At 69.6% G+C, this 19,404-nt stretch carries 15 protein-coding genes; 11 read left to right on the top strand and 4 right to left on the bottom strand.

What is annotated here, in order from left to right; all coding sequences use genetic code 11:
• Positions 1-317: 317 nt before the first annotated feature.
• Positions 318-1,082: an IclR family transcriptional regulator gene (locus HUT18_RS03860; RefSeq protein ID WP_176097842.1), complete on the bottom strand. Its 765-nt coding sequence runs from the start codon at positions 1,080-1,082 to the stop codon at positions 318-320.
• 357 nt (positions 1,083-1,439) lie between these two features.
• On the opposite strand from HUT18_RS03860, the gene metH reads away from it, so the two are divergent.
• From metH to HUT18_RS03845, 3 genes are all read left to right on the top strand, one after another.
• Positions 1,440-4,958: a methionine synthase gene (gene metH / locus HUT18_RS03855; protein WP_176097840.1), complete on the top strand. Its 3,519-nt coding sequence runs from the start codon at positions 1,440-1,442 to the stop codon at positions 4,956-4,958.
• Positions 4,959-5,141: 183 nt separating this feature from the next.
• Positions 5,142-5,837 carry an HAD family phosphatase gene (locus HUT18_RS03850; RefSeq protein ID WP_176097838.1) on the top strand — a complete coding sequence of 232 codons (696 nt, stop codon included), beginning with the start codon at positions 5,142-5,144 and terminating at the stop codon, positions 5,835-5,837.
• Positions 5,838-6,246: 409 nt separating this feature from the next.
• Positions 6,247-7,845 carry an ABC transporter substrate-binding protein gene (locus HUT18_RS03845; protein WP_176097837.1) on the top strand — a complete coding sequence of 533 codons (1,599 nt, stop codon included), beginning with the start codon at positions 6,247-6,249 and terminating at the stop codon, positions 7,843-7,845.
• A 149-nt stretch (positions 7,846-7,994) separates the two neighbouring features.
• Here the strand turns inward: HUT18_RS03845 and HUT18_RS03840 are convergent, their stop codons facing one another.
• Together HUT18_RS03840 and HUT18_RS03835 are read right to left on the bottom strand one after the other, a co-directional pair.
• Positions 7,995-8,666 (bottom strand): response regulator transcription factor, encoded by a 672-nt coding sequence (locus HUT18_RS03840; RefSeq protein ID WP_176097835.1) that lies wholly within the window; start codon positions 8,664-8,666, stop codon positions 7,995-7,997.
• Positions 8,667-8,681: 15 nt separating this feature from the next.
• Positions 8,682-9,563, bottom strand: coding sequence for a PD-(D/E)XK nuclease family protein (locus HUT18_RS03835; protein WP_254878411.1), 882 nt, complete (start codon positions 9,561-9,563; stop codon positions 8,682-8,684).
• Positions 9,564-9,671: 108 nt separating this feature from the next.
• On the opposite strand from HUT18_RS03835, the gene HUT18_RS03830 reads away from it, so the two are divergent.
• From HUT18_RS03830 to HUT18_RS03820, 3 genes are all read left to right on the top strand, one after another.
• On the top strand, positions 9,672-11,516 hold the full coding sequence (locus HUT18_RS03830; protein ID WP_176097832.1) for a site-2 protease family protein: 1,845 nt from the start codon (positions 9,672-9,674) through the stop codon (positions 11,514-11,516).
• A gap of 110 nt (positions 11,517-11,626) precedes the next feature.
• Positions 11,627-12,529, top strand: a complete 903-nt coding sequence (locus HUT18_RS03825) for a tRNA (adenine-N1)-methyltransferase (protein ID WP_176097830.1) — start codon at positions 11,627-11,629, stop codon at positions 12,527-12,529.
• A 210-nt stretch (positions 12,530-12,739) separates the two neighbouring features.
• The gene (locus HUT18_RS03820; RefSeq protein WP_176097828.1) at positions 12,740-13,330 is read left to right on the top strand and encodes a hypothetical protein; all 591 of its coding nucleotides are present in this window, start codon (positions 12,740-12,742) and stop codon (positions 13,328-13,330) included.
• A gap of 103 nt (positions 13,331-13,433) precedes the next feature.
• Here HUT18_RS03820 and HUT18_RS03815 read toward each other — a convergent pair whose 3' ends face one another.
• Entirely contained in the window at positions 13,434-13,742 is a 309-nt protein-coding gene (locus HUT18_RS03815) for a ferredoxin (protein WP_176097826.1), read from the bottom strand.
• A gap of 260 nt (positions 13,743-14,002) precedes the next feature.
• Between HUT18_RS03815 and arc the strand changes: the two genes are divergently transcribed.
• The 5 genes from arc to prcB all read left to right on the top strand — a co-directional run bounded on the left by arc (position 14,003) and on the right by prcB (position 19,331).
• Positions 14,003-15,775, top strand: coding sequence for a proteasome ATPase (gene arc, locus HUT18_RS03810; protein WP_176097824.1), 1,773 nt, complete (start codon positions 14,003-14,005; stop codon positions 15,773-15,775).
• Positions 15,776-16,034: 259 nt separating this feature from the next.
• Positions 16,035-17,546, top strand: coding sequence for a depupylase/deamidase Dop (dop, locus tag HUT18_RS03805; protein ID WP_368661502.1), 1,512 nt, complete (start codon positions 16,035-16,037; stop codon positions 17,544-17,546).
• A gap of 169 nt (positions 17,547-17,715) precedes the next feature.
• A complete protein-coding gene (locus HUT18_RS03800) occupies positions 17,716-17,934 on the top strand; it encodes a ubiquitin-like protein Pup (RefSeq protein WP_176097822.1) in 219 nt (72 codons plus the stop codon).
• A gap of 6 nt (positions 17,935-17,940) precedes the next feature.
• A complete protein-coding gene (locus HUT18_RS03795) occupies positions 17,941-18,534 on the top strand; it encodes an endonuclease VII domain-containing protein (protein WP_176097821.1) in 594 nt (197 codons plus the stop codon).
• Complete coding sequence (gene prcB, locus HUT18_RS03790) at positions 18,486-19,331, top strand: proteasome subunit beta (RefSeq protein ID WP_176097819.1); 846 nt, start codon at positions 18,486-18,488, stop codon at positions 19,329-19,331. The genes HUT18_RS03795 and prcB overlap by 49 nt, the downstream gene beginning before the upstream one ends.
• Positions 19,332-19,404 lie beyond the last annotated feature (73 nt).

Here is a 19,404-nt window from a genome sequence, read left to right as displayed (position 1 = left end):
ACACTCTAGCGCCTATTGCCGCAAGGTGTTCGACAATGCCGACCGTTGGGCGGGAGTCTCGCTGTGGGATCGGCGACACGTCAAGAGACCGGGAGCCCTCGGGTTGATCGGATCTCCGATCGTTATTGATCGACATTGCCGCGATCGAGGGCCTTGTTGCGCAGCCGTGCCGAGGGGCGGTGGGGGAGGGCTGTGCCGAGGGGGCCGGGCAGGGGGTGGCGACCGTGCGGCGGGGGCCTCGCACGGGCAGGAGCGGGGGGCGCCCGGGCAGGGGCTCGCCCGGTCTCGAACGGGCGGAAGGCGGGGCGCGGTGCCGCCTAGAAGCGGCTGGCGCCCAGATCCCGGGACACGGCGCGGGCGCAGTCGCGTACCGCCGCGACGAGTTCGGGTCGCGGGTCCGCGTCGCGGCAGACGCGCTCCACGGCGCCGGTGATACCGACCGCGCCGACCGGCATCCGGCGGCGATCGTGGATGGGAGCGGCCACCGAGGCGACGCCCTCCCAGGTCTCCTCGATGTCGGTGGCGTAGCCGCGGGCCCGGGTGAGGTCCAGAGCGGCCTCGATCCGGGTCAGGTCGCCGACCGTGTGCACGGTGAAGGTGCCGCGTTCGGACTCGACCAGCTCGCTGTGCGCCACCGGATCGTAGGCGGCGAGCACCTTGCCGAGCGCCGTGGAGTGCAGCGGCTGCATGGCGCCGACCTCCAGGACCTGGCGGCTGTCGTCCGGCCGGAAGACATGGTGGACGATCAGTACGCCCTGCTGGTGCAGCACGCCGACGTAGGCGCTCTCGCCGCTGGCCCTGGCCAGGTCGTCGGTCCACACCAGGGCGCGGGCGCGCAGTTCGTGGACGTCGAGATAGCTGTTGCCCAGGCGCAACAGCTCCGCGCCGAGCTGGTAGCGGCCGGAGGCGGCGTCCTGCTCGACGAAGCCCTCCGCCTGGAGGGTGCGCAGAATGCCGTGCGCGGTGCCCTTGGCGAGGCCGAGCGAGGCGGCGATGTCGGACAGGCCGAGCCTGCGCTCGCCGCCCGCGAGCAGACGCATCATGGCGGCGGCGCGCTCCAGCGACTGGATGTTGCGGGCCATGCACAAGCTCCCCTCGGCTCTCGGACGGCCTGATGTGCGGACGGCTGAAGTGGGTGAACGGGCAAAGCCGTTCGGTTCCGTTCCGTACTGTTCGGCAATGCTGAACACTATCGGCCTTTACCGACCTGCCGCCAATACACGGACACCCCAGGTGTCGGGCCGCGCCCGCCGCTCGCGGGTCCGCAGGTTCCCACAGCCGGTTTCCCCCCGCCGACCAGGGGTTACGGGGCGGAGCCGACACGTCCGTACACCGGACGCCCTGACGCGCGCGCCCCCGGCATGGTTAGGCTGGCCCGGTGCGCCTCCCCCGAAGGGAGCCGCAAAGCCGACAGCCGTCGCATCCCAGGGAGCATTCTCATGGCCTCGTTGCCGACCCCTCCGGCCGACCCCTCCGACAGCCGTGCGCGCATCGCCGCCTTCCGCGAGGCGCTGGCCACCCGTGTCGTCGTCGCCGACGGCGCGATGGGCACCATGCTGCAGGCCCAGGACCCGACCCTGGAGGACTTCCAGGACCTCGAGGGCTGCAACGAGATCCTCAACGTCACCCGGCCCGACATCGTGCGCTCGGTGCACGAGGAGTACTTCGCCGTCGGCGTCGACTGCGTCGAGACCAACACCTTCGGCGCCAACCACGCCGCGCTCGGCGAGTACGACATCCCCGAGCGCGTCTACGAACTGTCCGAGGCCGGGGTGCGCATCGCCCGCGAGGTCGCCGACGAGTTCACCGTGTCCACCGGACAGCAGCGCTGGGTGCTCGGCTCCATGGGCCCCGGCACCAAGCTGCCGACGCTGGGCCACGCCCCGTACACCCTGCTGCGCGACGCCTACCAGCAGAACGCCGAGGGCATGATCGCGGGCGGCGCGGACGCCCTCCTGGTGGAGACCACCCAGGACCTGCTCCAGACCAAGGCCGCCATCCTCGGCGCGCGCCGGGCCCTGGACGCCACCGGCGCCGACCTGCCGGTCATCTGCTCGGTCACCGTCGAGACCACCGGCACCATGCTCCTCGGCTCCGAGATCGGCGCCGCGCTCACCGCCCTGGAACCGCTGGGCATCGACATGATCGGCCTCAACTGCGCCACCGGACCGGCCGAGATGAGCGAGCACCTGCGCTACCTCGCCCGGCACTCCAGGGTGCCGCTGGCCTGTATGCCGAACGCCGGACTGCCGGTCCTCGGCAAGAACGGCGCGCACTACCCGCTGACCGCCCCCGAACTCGCCGACGCGCAGGAGACCTTCGTGCGCGAGTACGGCCTGTCGCTGGTCGGCGGCTGCTGCGGCACCACCCCCGAGCACCTGCGCCAGGTGGTGGAGCGGGTGCGCGGCGCGGTGCCCACCGAGCGCAGCCCGCGCCCGGAGCCCGGCGCCGCCTCGCTCTACCAGACCGTGCCGTTCCGCCAGGACACCGCGTACCTGGCCATCGGCGAGCGCACCAACGCCAACGGCTCCAAGAAGTTCCGTACGGCCATGCTGGAGGGCCGCTGGGACGACTGCGTGGAGATGGCGCGCGAGCAGATCCGCGAGGGCGCGCACATGCTCGACCTGTGCGTCGACTACGTCGGCCGGGACGGCGTCGCCGACATGCGCGAGCTCGCCGGACGCTTCGCCACCGCCTCCACGCTGCCGATCGTGCTCGACTCCACCGAGGTCGACGTGATCCAGGCCGGCCTGGAGAAGCTCGGCGGCCGTGCGGTCATCAACTCCGTCAACTACGAGGACGGCGACGGCCCCGAGTCGCGCTTCGCCCGGGTGACCGCGCTGGCCCAGGAGCACGGCGCCGCGCTGATGGCCCTGACCATCGACGAGGAGGGCCAGGCCCGCACCGCCGAGCACAAGGTCGCCATCGCCGAGCGGATCATCGACGACCTCACCGGGAACTGGGGCATCCACGAGTCGGACATCCTCATCGACACCCTGACCTTCACCATCTGCACCGGTCAGGAGGAGTCCCGCAAGGACGGCGTCAACACCATCGAGGCCATCCGCGAACTCAAGCGCCGCCACCCCGACGTACAGACCACCCTCGGCCTGTCCAACATCTCCTTCGGCCTGAACCCGGCCGCCCGCCTGGTGCTCAACTCGGTCTTCCTGGACGAGTGCGTGAAGGCCGGGCTCGACTCGGCGATCGTCCACGCCAGCAAGATCCTGCCGATCGCCCGGCTCGAGGAGGAGCAGGTCAAGACCTGCCTCGATCTGATCTACGACCGCCGCGAGGAGGGCTACGACCCGCTGCAGCGGCTCCTGGAACTGTTCGAGGGCGTCGACACCAAGTCGATGAAGGCGGGCAAGGCCGAGGAACTCGCCGCCCTGCCGCTCGGCGAGCGCCTGGAGCGGCGCATCATCGACGGCGAGCGCAACGGTCTGGAGGCCGACCTCGACGAGGCGCTCACCACCCGCCCCGCCCTCGACATCGTCAACGAGACGCTCCTGAACGGCATGAAGGTCGTCGGCGAGCTGTTCGGCTCCGGCCAGATGCAGCTGCCGTTCGTGCTCCAGTCCGCCGAGGTCATGAAGACCGCGGTGGCCCACCTCGAACCGCACATGGAGAAGTCCGACGCCCAGGGCAAGGGCACCATCGTGCTCGCCACGGTGCGCGGCGACGTCCACGACATCGGCAAGAACCTCGTGGACATCATCCTGTCCAACAACGGCTACAACGTCGTCAACCTCGGCATCAAGCAGCCCGTCGCGGCGATCCTGGACGCCGCCGAGGAGCACAGCGCCGACGTGATCGGCATGTCGGGTCTCCTGGTCAAGTCCACGGTGATCATGAAGGAGAACCTGGAGGAGCTGAACCAGCGCGGCATGGCGACGGACTTCCCCGTCATCCTCGGCGGCGCCGCCCTCACCCGGGCCTACGTGGAGCAGGACCTGCACGAGATCTACCAGGGCGAGGTCCGCTACGCCCGGGACGCCTTCGAGGGCCTGCGCCTGATGGACGCCCTGATCGCCGTCAAGCGCGGCGTGCCCGGCGCCCAGCTCCCGGAACTGAAGCAGCGCCGCGTGAGGGCGGCGGCCACCGTCGTCGAGGAGCGCCCCGACGAGGGCCCCGCCCGCTCCGACGTGGCCACCGACAACCCGGTGCCCGAGCCGCCGTTCAGCGGCACCCGCGTGGTCAAGGGAATCCAGCTCGCCGACTACGCCTCCTGGCTCGACGAGGGCGCCCTCTTCAAGGGCCAGTGGGGGCTCAAGCAGGCCCGCACCGGCGAAGGCCCCACGTACGAGGAACTGGTCGAGAGCGAGGGCCGTCCCCGGCTGCGCGGCTGGCTGGACAAGCTCCAGCGGGAGAACCTCCTGGAGGCCGCGGTCGTCTACGGCTACTTCCCCTGTGTCTCCAAGGGCGACGACCTGATCGTCCTCGGCGAGGACGGCTCCGAGCGGACCCGCTTCACCTTCCCGCGCCAGCGCCGCGGCCGCCGCCTGTGCCTGGCCGACTTCTTCCGCGCCGAGGACTCCGGCGAGCAGGACGTCGTCGGCTTCCAGGTGGTCACCGTCGGCTCGAAGATCGGCGGGGCGACCGCCGAGCTGTTCGCCGCCGACTCCTACCGCGACTACCTCGAACTGCACGGCCTGTCCGTGCAGTTGGCGGAGGCGCTGGCCGAGTACTGGCACGCGCGGGTGCGCTCCGAACTCGGCTTCGCGGGCGAGGACCCGGATGCCATGGAGGACATGTTCGCGCTGAAGTACCGCGGCGCGCGCTTCTCGCTCGGCTACGGCGCCTGCCCCGACCTGGAGGACCGCGCCAAGATCGCCCAGCTGCTCGAACCCGAGCGGATCGGCGTGGAGCTCTCGGAGGAGTTCCAGCTCCACCCCGAGCAGTCCACCGACGCCATCGTCATCCACCACCCCGAGGCGAAGTACTTCAACGCCCGCTGAGCGCCCGCCGAGGCACTCGTACCGCCCCCGGATTCAGGGGCAGGTAACCGCGGCGCCGCTCGCCGTACGGCGAGCGGCGCCGGTTCCGCCGTACACTGGTCGGTCCAGAACAGGCCGGTCGCCCGTCGTTCTCACGGACGCGGTGGCCGGCCTGCCCGTCCCTCACGGAAAGTGGTGAGCGGCTTGACCAGTACCGTCCCGGCTCTCGGCGTGCGGCAGTCCGACGGCTCCGCGCTGCAAGCGGTGCTTCTCGACATGGACGGCACCCTGGTGGACACCGAGGGTTTCTGGTGGGACGCCGAGGTGGAGGTCTTCGCCCGGCTCGGACACCGGCTCGACGAGGCCTGGCGCCAGGTCGTGGTGGGCGGCCCGATGAGCCGCAGCGCGGGCTTCCTGATCGAGGCCACCGGCGCCGACGTCACCCTGGACGAGCTGGTCGTGCTGCTCAACGACGGATTCGAGGACCGCATCAGCCGCACCCTGCCGCTGATGCCGGGCGCCAAGCGGCTGCTCTCGGAACTGGCCGCGAACCGGATCCCCACCGCCCTGGTCTCCGCCTCGCACCGCCGCATCATCGACCGGGTGCTGCGCTCGCTCGGCGCCTCGAACTTCGCCCTGACGGTGGCCGGTGACGAGGTCGAGCGCACCAAGCCGTTCCCCGACCCGTATCTGCTCGCGGCCGCCGGTCTGGGCGCCGACCCGACCCGGTGCGCGGTCATCGAGGACACCGCGACCGGAGTGGCCTCCGCCGAGGCGGCGGGCTGCCGGGTCGTCGCGGTGCCCTCCGTGGCGCCCATCGCGCCCGCCGCGGGCCGCACGGTGGTCTCCTCCCTGGAAGAGGTCGACCTCGATTTCCTGCGCGCGCGGATGCGGCTCTGACGCCGTAGGGGAGTCCATACGCACAGGTGTGCAACTGGGCCCCGCGAGGGCGTGACCCGGCGGCGTTTTCCGGCCGGATGACCCAGTACGGCGAACTGTGAGGTTCGCCACGGGAGGGCCGGTTCGGTGGCGTTCTGTTCCCCTGCGCGCAAGCCCCCATTGGCCGTCCGATGCGCGTTGTGTCCCGTTTGGTGCCTCTGTGTTCGAAAGCTGCCCGAACCGGTCTCTCGTACCGTCCCGGAGCCGTGCCGCTGGGTAACCGCCGTCCGTCCCGCACCGCGTCCGCGGGTCGGTCCGCGGCCGCTAGTGTCGGCCACGAGAACCACGCCACACCCCCCGAGCGCCCCACGGCGGCCGACCCCCGCTGCCGAAGAGGCCCCGGGGAACCCAGTTGGGGAGAACCGCACGCATGAACCGTAAGACCCTGGTGCTGTCGGCCGTCGTGGGCCTGCTGGCCTCCGGCCTCGCCGCCTGCGGCGGCTCCGGCGGAGGCGACAGCGACGACGCCATCGTCGTGGGCACCACCGACCGGTTCGCGATATCCAAGGACGCGCCCGCCCCGTTCGACCCCGCCTTCGCCTACGACTCCGCCACCTGGAACGTCCTGCGGCAGACCGTGCAGACGCTGATGGCGATGCCCCGCGGCGACGGCGAACCCAAGCCCGAGGCCGCCAAGAGCTGCGAGTTCACCGACACCGGCAACGAGCGCTACGTCTGCACCCTCCGTTCCGGCCTGCAGTTCTCCGACGGCAGCCCGGTCACCGCGCAGGACGTCAAGTACTCGATCGACCGCGTGCGGAGCATCAAGAGCGAGACCGGCCCCCTCGCCCTGCTGTCGAGCATCGACACCGTCGAGACGCAGGGCAAGGACAAGGTGATCTTCCACCTCAACACGGCCGACGCCACCTTCCCGCACAAGCTCGCCACCCCCGCCGCGGCCATCGTCCAGCCCTCCCGGTACCCGAAGAACCGGCTGCGGCCCGGCTTCGACATCAGCGGCTCGGGCCCGTACACGCTCAAGCCCGAGGTCAAGGACGGCGCTCTGGTCAAGGCCGTGCTGACCCGCAACCCGCGTTACAAGGGGCGGCTCACCCCGAAGAACGAGAAGGTCGAACTGCGCTCGTTCCCGACCGCCGAGCGGATGGGCAGTGCCCTGAAGTCCGGCGACATCGACATGATGACCCGCACCATGTCGCCCGAGCAGATCCGCGACCTCTCCGTCGCGACCCGGGACATCAACCTGGTCGAGCTGCCCGGCCTGGAGATCCGCTACCTCGCCTTCGACACCGACGCGCCCGCCGTGCGCGACACGGCCGTACGCCAGGCGATGGCCCAGCTCGTCGACCGCGGCGAGCTGGCGTCCAAGGTGTACGGCAGCACCGCCGAACCCCTCTACTCGCTGGTCCCGGCCTCCATCACCGGCCACTCGAACGCCTTCTTCAACCGGTACGGCAGGCCGAGCCAGGACAAGGCGCGCCAGACGCTGCGCGCGGCCGGGATCGACACCCCGGTCCGGCTCACGCTGCACTACACGACGGACCACTACGGCCCGGCGATGAAGAAGGAATTCGAGGTCCTGCGTGACCAGTTGAACGCCGACGGCCTCTTCGACGTGAAGATCAAGGGCACCCCCTGGAGCAAGTACCGCCCCCGCCAGCTCGACGGCGAGTACGCGGTCTACGGCATGGGCTGGTTCCCCGACTTCCCCGACGCCGACAACTTCCTCGCCCCCTTCCTCGACGAGGACAACTTCCTCGGCACCCCGTATGCCAACCCCGAGATCCGCGAGGAGCTCATCCCCGCCTCAAGGCGCGAGCCCGACCGGATCGGCGCGACCGGCAGCCTGGAGCGCATCCAGGACATCGTCGCCCGGGACGTCCCGGTGCTCCCGCTGTGGCAGGGCAAGCAGTACGCGGCCGCGCGCGACGACATCCAGGGCGTCGAATGGGCCCTCAACTCCTCGTCCGTACTTCAGCTTTGGGAGCTGAACCGCGGCGTGAGCGACTGACCGGTGAGTGCCTGACGTACGAGCGCCTGACGTACGAGTGCCTGACGTACGAGCGACCGACACACGGCGGACGCACCACGGGCCCCGGCGCGGTTTCGCGCCGGGGCCCGTGTGTGTCCCGGCCGGTCCGGGCAACGATCAGGCGGTGGTCACTGTGCGCCGGGGCGCACCAGTCCGCTCTCGTAGGCGTAGACGGCCGCCTGTACACGGTCGCGCAGACCGAGCTTGGTCAGTACGTGGCCCACGTGGGTCTTGACGGTGGTCTCGCTGACGAAGAGGTCGGCGGCGATCTCGGCGTTCGACAGGCCGCGCGCGACCAGCTTCAGGACCTCGACCTCGCGCTCGGTGAGGGTGTTGAGGGTGTCGGGCACCGGCTCGTCGCCGGACGGCAGATGACCCGCGTACTTGTCCAGGAGCCGCCGGGTGATGCTCGGCGCCAGCATCGCCTCGCCGTCGGCGACCACCCGGATCGCCTGCACCAGTTCGTTGGCCGGGGCGTCCTTGAGCAGAAAGCCGCTGGCCCCCGCGCGCAGCGCCTCCACCACGTACTCGTCGAGGTCGAAGGTGGTCAGGACCAGGACCTTGGCCGGACCGTCCCGGCCGGGACCGGTGATCTGCCGGGTGGCCTCGACGCCGTCCATGCGCGGCATCCGGATGTCCATCAGCACGACATCGGGCTGCAGGGCACGCACCTGGTCGAGAGCCTGGAGGCCGTCGCCGGCCTCACCGACGACCGCCAGATCCTGCTCGGCCTCCAGAATCATCCGGAAACCGGTGCGCAGCAGCGGCTGGTCGTCGACCAGTAGGACGCGGATGGCCACGTGAGTCTCCTTTTGCTAGCCCGCGATCATTCTGCCTTGCGGGGCGGGGTCCGTGGCGTCCGCCCTCACTGGAAGGGGGTACGGCGGGGGAGTGCCGCCGAACTCCGGACAGACCGCCTGATGGTCGCACCAGCCGCACAGCTTGGTCGGCCGGGGACGCCACTCGCCGGTCTCGGTGGCCAGCCGGATCGCCTCCCACAGGGCGTGCAGTTTGCGCTCCACGCGTTCCAGGTCGGCGACCACGGGGTCGTAGGTCAGGATGTCGCCGCTGCCCAGGTAGACCAGTTGCAGCCGACGCGGCACCAGCCCCTTGAGCCGCCAGACGACCAGCGCGTAGAACTTCATCTGGAACAGGGCGCCCTCGGCGTACTCGGGGCGCGGCGCCTTGCCGGTCTTGTAGTCCACGATGCGCACCTCGCCGGTGGGCGCGACGTCGACCCGGTCGATGATGCCGCGCAGCTTCAGCCCCGTCGACAGCTCTGCCTCGACGAAGAGTTCACGCTCGGCCGGTTCCAGCCGGGTCGGGTCCTCCAGCGTGAACCAGCGCTCCACCAGCCGCTCGGCCTCGCCGAGCCAGCGCGCGAGCCGCTCGCCCTCCGGGTCCTGCTCGAAGAGCTCCACCAGTTCGGGCCGCGACTCGCGCAGCCGGTCCCACTGCCCGGGGATCAGGGACTTGGCGCGCGGCGCCGTGCGCTCGCCCGCGGGCGCGTCGAAGAGTCTCTCCAGGACCGCGTGTACGAGAGTGCCCCGGGTGGCCGCCTCGCTCGGCTTCTCCGGCAGCCGGTCGATCACCCGGAAGCGGTACAGCAGCGGGCACTGCATGAAGTCGCTTGCCCGGGAAGGCGAGAGCGAGCTGGGACGCACGGCAGTGACCGCACCCTCGGCACTGATTTCCATGGGCCAGACCCTACGGCCCGCCACCGACAACGGACGCATACCATCGACGACGGACCCTCTCGCCCTGCATGATCAGAGTGAGAGTTGCATTTCGAACTAGGGGACAGAGTGGACGAGAGTGGGCAGCCGTACACCGGCGGCCGCGGCGCGGACGACCGCGACGGGCCCACCGAGTCGGACGGCTCCGACACCGCCTCCGCGGGCTCCGCACCCGATCCGCGGACCACCCCGCCCGCCGACGGCCCGGCACCCACCGGGGCCCCGACGCCACCGGCCGACGCACCCGACGCACCCGCCGAACAGTCCCGCGACGAGACGGTGCGGGCGGAGCCCGCCCCAGCCGAGCCGACGGACAGCGGGTCCGGCGGAGCCAATGGAGCCCGGGACGCGAAGGCCGACGTAAAGAAGACCGACGCCGAGAAGGCCGACGCCGAGAAGGCCCACGTGGCCGAGGCCGAGCACGGGAACGAGGCCGAGAACGGGAACGGGAACGGAACGGCGAAGCAGGCAGAGGCCGAGAAAGCCGCCGCCGAGCAGACCCGAGCCGAGCAGACCCGAGCAGAGAAGTTCGCGACCGAGAAGACCGGCACCGAGAAGACCGGCACCGAGAAGACCGACGCCGAGAAGACCGACACCGAAAAGCCGGGCGCCGACGCGCCCTACGGCACCGGACAACCCCCGCACCCCACGCCCCAGCACCCCGCACCCCCCACCCACCCCGCCCCCTCCGCGCACGACGCCCGGAAGCCCGGCCGCACCCGCGCCCAGAGCGGGTCCGGCGGACGCATCCCGCCGCGTCGCCCCGAGCCCGGCGGCGGCATCCTGATGGGCCGTCCGTTCGGCGTGCCGGTCTATGTCGCCCCGAGCTGGTTCCTGGTGGCCGTGCTGATCACCTGGGTCTTCGGCGACCAACTGGAGCGCGTACTGCCCGAACTGGGCAACGCCCGCTACCTCGTCTCGCTCTTCTTCGCCGTCGCCTTCTACGCCTCGGTGCTCGTCCACGAACTCGCGCACACGGTCGCGGCGCTGCGCTTCGAACTTCCCGTACGCCGCATCCAGTTGCAGTTCTTCGGCGGTGTGTCCGAGATCGAGAAGGAGTCGGAGACGCCGGGCCGCGAGTTCGTGCTCGCCTTCGTCGGACCGCTGCTCTCGCTCGTGCTCGCGGGTGTGTTCTACCTCGGCATGCTGACCGTCGAATCCGACACCGTCCCCGGCGTGCTGCTCGCTGGCCTGATGATCTCCAACCTCCTGGTCGCCGCCTTCAACCTGCTGCCCGGTCTCCCGCTCGACGGCGGCCGGATGCTGCGCGCGGTGATCTGGAAACTCACCGGCAACCCGATGAGCGGCACCGTGGCCGCCGCCTGGGTGGGCCGCGCCCTGGCCGTCTCGGTCCTCATCGGGCTGCCGCTGCTCACCCAGTACGGAGGCGTCGGCGGCGAGACCGACTTCGGCGGCTGGAACACCCTCACCGACGCGCTGCTCGCCGCCATCCTGGCCGGGATCATCTGGACCGGCGCGGGGAACAGCCTGCGCATGGCGCGGCTGCGCGAGCACCTGCCCGAGCTGCGTGCCCGCACCCTGACCCGGCGGGCCGTACCCGTCGAGTACGCCACCCCGCTGTCCGAAGCACTGCGCCGCGCCAACGAGTCCGGCGCCCGCGCCCTGGTCGTCGTCGACCCGGGCGGCGAGCCCCGCGCCCTGGTCCGCGAGGCGGCCATCGTCGGCGTCCCACAGCACCGGCGCCCCTGGGTCGCGGTCGGCACCCTCGCCCAGGACATCACCGAGGGCATGCTGGTCTCCGCCGAGCTGGCGGGCGAGGAACTCCTCGACGTGCTGCGCGCGACCCCGGCCTCCGAGTACCTGGTCGTGGAGGAGTCCGGCGAGATCTTCGGCGTACTGTCCGCGGCCGACGTCGAGCGCGCGTTCGTCAAGGCGATGGCCCGGCCCAACTGATCCGGCGCCGCGGCCGCCCCGGGAGCACCGCCGACGCGGGCGGACCGCGGCTGACCGGGTCCTCCGTACGTGTGGTCGGCGCCCGCCCGGCCGAAAGGTAGGCTGGGCACATGTCCGAACCGACCGGTGCCGCCCGCCGTCGCGGGCCCTTCGAAGTCGGGGACCAGGTACAGCTGACCGACCCCAAGGGACGCCACTACACGTTCACGCTCGAGGCCGGGAAGAATTTCCACACCCACAAGGGTTCCTTCCCGCACGACGAGCTGATCGGCGCTCCCGAGGGCAGTGTTGTCCGCACCACGGGGAACGTGGCCTATCTGGCGCTGCGTCCCCTGCTCCCCGACTATGTCCTGTCCATGCCCCGCGGTGCCGCCGTGGTCTACCCCAAGGACGCGGGGCAGATCCTGTCCTTCGCCGACATCTTCCCCGGCGCGCGCGTGGTGGAGGCGGGTGTCGGCTCCGGCTCGCTGAGCAGCTTCCTGCTGCGGGCCATCGGCGACCAGGGCATGCTGCACAGCTACGAGCGCCGGGCCGACTTCGCGGAGATCGCCCAGCAGAACGTCGAGCGCTACTTCGGCGGTCCGCACCCGGCCTGGCAGCTGACCGTCGGCGACCTCCAGGACAACCTCAGCGACACCGACGTCGACCGGGTCATCCTCGACATGCTCGCGCCCTGGGAGTGCCTGGAGGCGGTCTCCAAGGCGCTGGTCCCGGGCGGCATCCTGTGCTGCTACGTCGCCACCACCACCCAGCTCGCGCGCACCGTCGAATCCATCCGCGAGATCGGCTGCTTCAACGAGCCGACCGCCTGGGAGTCGATGATCCGCAACTGGCACATCGAGGGCCTCGCGGTCCGGCCCGATCACCGCATGATCGGCCACACCGGATTCCTGCTCACCGCCCGCCGACTCGCCGACGGAGTAGAACCCCCGATGCGCCGTCGCCGCCCCGCCAAGGGCGCCTACGGCGAGGACTACGCCGGCCCCAACGCCGACGGAGGCGTACCGCGCTGACCGGCGCTCGCACCCAACTCCCGGGCCCCGTACCGGAGTTCACGCCCACGCGATGAACTCGGGCACGGGGCCCGCGCGTTGACGGCGCGCGCCCCCACGTGCGCCCTCCGGTCAAACCGAGTGCGACCCCGCCGTTCCGGCCAAGTGTGACCTGTGGCACCATGCCTGCCATCCCCCCGAACCCGGCACAGCCCACAGGAGACGCTCCTAGTGCAGCAATCCGCCGTCCCGGAACTCGCACACACCACCACCAGGCCCATCCACTGGGTCGCCACCGCAGCCGCCCTCGCCGCGGTCGTCGCAGGCTCCTCGTTCCTGCAGCCCGACGACGCGACGGCGGCTCAGCCTGCCCGTCCCGGCAAGTCCTCCGTCGGCACGCAGAGCGCCCCCGCGCCCGCGCCCGATCCGGCGGGCGTGAGCTTCCCGCTCGACTGCGGCACCGTCGGCGCCAAGGTCCACCACCGGGCCGCCGGCGACCTCGACGGCGACGGCAGACCCGAAACGGTCGTGGCGGTGCGCTGCGACGCGGGCTCCGGCAACCCGCCCGACGGCGTCTACGTACTCACCCGGTCCGCCGACACCGGTGCGCCCCCGCGCGTGGTGGCCACGCTCGTGGACCCCAAGGACCGCCGGAACGCAGGTGAGTTGACGATCCGCCACGGCGCCGTACTGGCCACCCTGCGCGGCTACTCCTCGCCGGACGTGCCCAGTTGCTGCCCCGACGTCACGGAGCGGGCGAGCTGGCGCTGGCACGACGGCACCTTCCAGCGCACCGACCCGGACCGGGCCGACAGCGTGTGACCGGATCCACACGATGCGTCGTACACCGCGACGCACAAGGGCCCGGAACGCCGTTCACGGCGCTCCGGGCCCGGGGTCTTTCTCACCCGACGCTGTCGGATCCTTACTCCGCGTCCGGACCGTAGATCTCCACCTTGTCCGAAACCCGACGCACATGGATGCAGTCGCCCGGGCACTCCTTCGCGGAATCCGTGACATCGGTGAGCAGCGTCAGCGGAACCGGCGTCACCGCCCCCGGCTGCTGCAGGAGTTCGTCGTCCGAACCCTTCACGTAAGCAAGCCCGTCGATGTCCAGTTCAAAGACCTCGGGGGCGTATTGCACACAGATTCCGTCGCCCGTGCACAGTTCCTGATCGATCCAGACCTCGAGATCGACATCCTCGGTCGCCTGCGCACTGCCCTGGTCCTGCACCGCTGTCTCCCTGTCGTCTCGCTGCGCCGAGCAGTCCGTATAAGGGGCAAATCGGGCCAGCTCTGACGGGTGTTGAACACTTCGACCTTACAACCGCCCGCTTTCCACGGACTTCAGGTGGGTATTCCCCTGGCGTGAGGGAGAGCGCAAGGGTGAAGATCGGACACACCCCGTCGGTCTTTGTGATCTAGGGGTTTCAATCGGCACCCACCCAGGTAGGGTCTGGAAGCGTCCAGCTCCCCTTGGAGGAGGTGAGGACCGTGGCAGCCCACGACGACGACATCAACCGCGGCATCCGCCCGGGACGAGGGTCCGAGGACCCTTCCGGTCAGATTGCCTATCTCGAGCAGGAAATCGCCGTCCTGCGCCGCAAGCTCGCCGACTCTCCGCGTCATACGAGGATTCTCGAAGAGCGGATCGTCGAGCTGCAGACCAACCTGGCCGGCGTTTCCGCGCAAAATGAACGGCTCGCCAACACACTCCGTGAGGCCCGTGACCAGATCGTGGCCCTCAAGGAGGAGGTGGACCGCCTCGCCCAGCCCCCGGCCGGATTCGGCGTCTTCCTCTTGGCCAACGAGGACGGCACGGCCGACATCTTCACCGGGGGCCGCAAGCTCCGGGTGAACGTCAGCCCCAGCGTCCCGCTCGACGAGCTCAGGCGCGGCCAGGAACTGATGCTCAACGAGGCGCTCAACGTGGTCGAGGCAATGGCCTTCGAACGCGTCGGCGACATCGTGACGCTCAAGGAGATACTCGAGGACGGCGAACGCGCCCTGGTGGTCGGGCACACCGACGAGGAGCGCGTGGTGCGCCTCGCCGAGCCCCTGCTCACCGAGGACATCACCATCCGACCCGGGGACGCCCTGCTCCTCGAACCCCGCTCCGGCTACGTCTACGAGGTCGTGCCCAAGAGCGAGGTCGAAGAGCTGGTCCTCGAAGAAGTCCCCGACATCAGCTACGACAAGATCGGCGGCCTCGGCGGCCAGATCGAGAGCATCCGCGACGCCGTGGAGCTCCCGTACCTGTATCCGGACCTGTTCAAGGAACACGAGCTGCGCCCGCCCAAGGGCGTACTGCTCTACGGCCCGCCCGGCTGCGGCAAGACGCTGATCGCCAAGGCGGTCGCCAACTCCCTTGCCAAGAAGGTCGCGGAGGTCACCGGACAGCCCGCCGGCAAGAGCTACTTCCTCAACATCAAGGGCCCCGAGCTGCTCAACAAGTACGTCGGCGAGACCGAGCGGCACATCCGCTTGGTCTTCCAGCGTGCCCGTGAGAAGGCCAGCGAGGGCACCCCGGTCATCGTCTTCTTCGACGAGATGGAGTCGCTCTTCCGCACCCGCGGCTCGGGCGTCAGCTCCGATGTCGAGAACACCATCGTCCCCCAGCTCCTCGCCGAGATCGACGGCGTCGAGGGCCTGGAGAACGTCATCGTCATCGGCGCCTCCAACCGCGAGGACATGATCGACCCGGCCATCCTGCGGCCCGGACGACTCGACGTGAAGATCAAGATCGAGCGCCCGGACGCCGAGGCGGCCAAGGACATCTTCGGCAAGTACCTGACCGAGCGGCTCCCGCTGCACGCCGACGACCTCGCCGAGCACGGCAGCGACAAGTCCTCGACGGTCGACGCCATGATCCAGTCCGTGGTCGAGGCGATGTACGCGGAGTCCGAGGAGAATCGCTTCCTGGAAGTCACGTACGCCAATGGCGACAAGGAAGTCCTGTACTTCAAGGACTTCAATTCCGGTGCGATGATCGAGAACATCGTCGGCCGCGCCAAGAAAATGGCCATCAAGGCCTTCCTGGAACAGAACCAGAAGGGCTTGCGCGTCTCCCATCTCCTCCAGGCCTGCGTGGACGAGTTCAAGGAGAACGAGGACCTTCCGAACACCACGAACCCCGACGACTGGGCCCGTATCTCCGGAAAGAAGGGCGAGCGGATCGTCTACATCCGCACGCTCGTCACCGGAAAGCAGGGCGCGGACACCGGGCGTTCCATCGACACCGTGGCGAACACGGGTCAGTACCTGTAAATGACAGGACGGCTGCGGATGCCTCGGTGGGTATCCGCAGCCGACTGTTTTCTGTCGCCGTCCGTGACAATGGCCGAATTCCCGCTTGGCCGGGTACCGGCCGAAAAGCAATGAGGCAAATGATCTCCCCACCCGCGTGGCGGCGTTCTAGGCTCGTCGGTACCGCCGAGCCGCGCGGTGCGGGGTCGGGCACCGCACCGCAGGCGCGGTACTTGAGCGCCGTTCCCGGACGGGAGCGCCGCCGGGCAAGGAGGGCCGCATGACCGTACGGCGAGTAATGGGCATCGAGACGGAGTACGGGATCTCCGTCCCCGGCCACCCCAATGCCAATGCCATGCTCACCTCGTCCCAGATCGTCAACGCCTACGCGGCGGCGATGCACCGGGCCAGGCGCGCCCGCTGGGACTTCGAGGAGGAGAACCCGCTGCGCGACGCGCGAGGCTTCGACCTCGCCAGGGAGGCCGCCGACTCCAGCCAGCTCACCGACGAGGACATCGGCCTGGCCAATGTCATCCTCACCAACGGTGCCCGGCTCTACGTCGACCACGCCCACCCCGAGTACAGCGCACCCGAGGTCACCAACCCGCTCGACGCCGTCCTGTGGGACAAGGCCGGCGAGCGCATCATGGCCGAGGCGGCGGAGCGGGCCGGGGCACTTCCCGGGGCTCAGCCGATCCTGCTCTACAAGAACAACACCGACAACAAGGGCGCCTCCTACGGCACCCACGAGAACTACCTGATGAAGCGGGAGACCGCCTTCTCGGACATCGTGCGCCACCTGACGCCGTTCTTCGTCTCCCGCCAGGTCGTCACCGGCGCCGGACGCGTCGGCCTCGGCCAGGACGGCCACGAGCACGGCTTCCAGATCAGCCAGCGGGCGGACTACTTCGAGGTCGAGGTGGGTCTGGAGACCACACTCAAGCGGCCCATCATCAACACCCGCGACGAACCGCACGCCGACGCGGAGAAGTACCGCCGCCTCCACGTGATCATCGGGGACGCCAACCTCTCCGAGATCTCCACCTACCTCAAGCTCGGCACCACCGCCCTGGTCCTGTCCATGATCGAGGACGGTTTCATCGCGGTCGACCTGGCCGTCGAGCACCCTGTACGCACCCTCCACCAGGTCTCCCACGACCCCTCCCTCAAACACCTGATCACGCTGCGCAGCGGACGGACACTGACCGCGGTGCAACTCCAGATGGAGTACTACGAGCTGGCCAGGAAGTACGTGGAGGAGCGCTTCGGCGCCGACGCGGACGAGCAGACCAAGGACGTGCTCAGCCGCTGGGAGGACGTGCTCGGGCGCCTGGAGAGCGATCCGATGAGCCTGTCCGGCGAACTGGACTGGGTCGCCAAGCGCGAGCTCATGGAGGGCTACCGGCGCCGCGACGGCCTGGACTGGGACGCCGCCCGCCTGCACCTGGTCGACCTGCAGTACGCGGACGTACGCCCCGACAAGGGCCTGTACAACCGTCTCGCGGCCCGCGGCAAGATGAAGCGCCTCCTGGACGAGAACCGGGTGGAATGGGCCGAGACCAACCCTCCGGAGGACACCAGGGCCTATTTCCGGGGCCGGTGCCTGGAGCAGTACGCCGAGCACGTGGCCGCGGCCTCCTGGGACTCGGTCATCTTCGACCTCCCCGGTCACGACTCGTTGCAGCGCGTGCCCACCATGGAACCGCTGCGCGGGACCAGGAACCACGTCAAGGAGCTCCTGGACCGCTGCCGCACGGCCGAGGACCTGGTCCGGGTGCTCTCGGGCAATTGAACCGGCCCGCGGCGGTCTGAAATCCATGGCGCCCGGGAATCATCGGGATGGCTCCCGGGCGTTGCACCAACAGGGAAAACAGCGGGGCCGATGTCAGCCCCTGCTTGTAGGGTCTGATCTTGTACGACTGCGCGGCGCGCAGTACGTCGAACCGAGCGGGGTGAGGGTTATGGCGACCAAGGACACCGGCGGCGGACAGCAGAAGGCCACGCGTCCCACAGAGGACGTCGAGGAGCAGGCACAGGACGCCCAGGCGTCCGAGGACCTCAAGGAACGCCAGGAGCAGCTGAGCGACGACGTCGACTCGGTGCTGGACGAGATCGACGACGTGCTCGAGGAGAACGCAGAGGATTTCGTGAGGTCATTTGTTCAGAAAGGTGGCGAATAGCCCTTAATGTCCGAATCGGCAGAGAGTAAGAAATGCTCGCGCTGCGGGCGGTTTCTGCCACGGACTGAGTTCGCCAGCAACCGAGCCATGCGGGACGGCCTCCAGGCGTACTGCAGGAAGTGCTCAGCCGAGTACTACCGGCAGCGCCAGGAGGCCCAGGGCAGATCGGTGCGGGTCAAGGTCCCCGTACCTCGGGGCTTCAAACGGTGCCCGCAGTGCGAGCAGGTCAAGCCGCATGCGGAATGGGAGCGGAACCGGACATCGTCCGACGGCTGGGCCAGCTACTGTCGTGAATGTCGTGCGCATCGGAACCGCGTCAGCTACTTCCAGCGCAAGTACGGCCTCAGTCCTGCCCAGTTGGATTCTCTCATCGAGCAGCAGCAGGGTCTGTGCTGCATCTGTTGTGATGCCCCGGCGGAGCATGTGGATCACTGTCACGAGACGGGTAGGGTCCGTGGCGTACTGTGCTTCAGTTGCAATGCAGGCTTAGGACAGTTCAAGGATCGGCCCGATAACTTGCGTCGGGCTGCCGCCTATCTGGAAGGAATCGTGTGGAAGCCAACACCCGAGACAACGGGCGTCTACCAGCAGCCTTCCTGACGCCTGGCTCTTCGTCGTTCGTCGACTTCCTGTCCGACCACCAGCCCCAAATGCTCCCGGGCAACCGGCAGTTGCCGCAGGTGCAGGGAGCGTTCGAGGCGCCGCACGGCACCACCATCGTGGCGGTCAGCTTCCCGGGCGGTGTGGTGCTCGCGGGTGACCGGCGCGCGACGATGGGCAACATGATCGCCCAGCGCGACGTGGAGAAGGTGTTCCCGGCCGACGAGTACTCGGCGGTCGGCATCGCGGGCACCGCGGGTCTCGCGGTGGAGATGGTGAAGCTGTTCCAGCTCGAACTGGAGCACTTCGAGAAGGTCGAGGGCACCACGCTCTCGCTGGAGGGCAAGGCCAACCGCCTGTCCACGATGATCCGTTCCAACCTGGCCATGGCGATGCAGGGCCTCGCCGTGGTGCCGCTCTTCGCGGGCTGGGACGTGGACCGCGCCAAGGGGCGCATCTTCTCCTACGACGTCACGGGCGGCCGTTCCGAGGAGCGCGGGTTCGCCGCGACCGGTTCGGGTTCGGTCTTCGCCCGCGGTTCGATGAAGAAGCTGTTCCGTGAGGACCTGTCCGAGCAGCAGGCGATCACGCTTGTGGTGCAGGCGCTGTACGACGCCGCCGACGACGATTCGGCGACGGGCGGCCCGGACCTGCCCCGGCAGATCTTCCCGATCGTCTCGGTGATCACCGAGGACGGCTTCCGCAAGCTCACCGAGGCCCAGTCCTCCGAGGTCGCGCGCTCGGTCGTGGAGCGCCGTCAGGAGCAGCCGGACGGCCCGCGGGCGCAGCTGCTCTAGCCGCGGCTCCGAGGACGTAGCGCCGTCGCGGCCGTGGCCCGGTGCCATCGCCGAAGCCGAATCTCCAAGCTCC

This window comes from Streptomyces sp. NA04227 (assembly GCF_013364195.1).
GTDB lineage: Bacteria > Actinomycetota > Actinomycetes > Streptomycetales > Streptomycetaceae > Streptomyces.
This window is presented reverse-complemented; position numbering and strand designations above follow the sequence as displayed.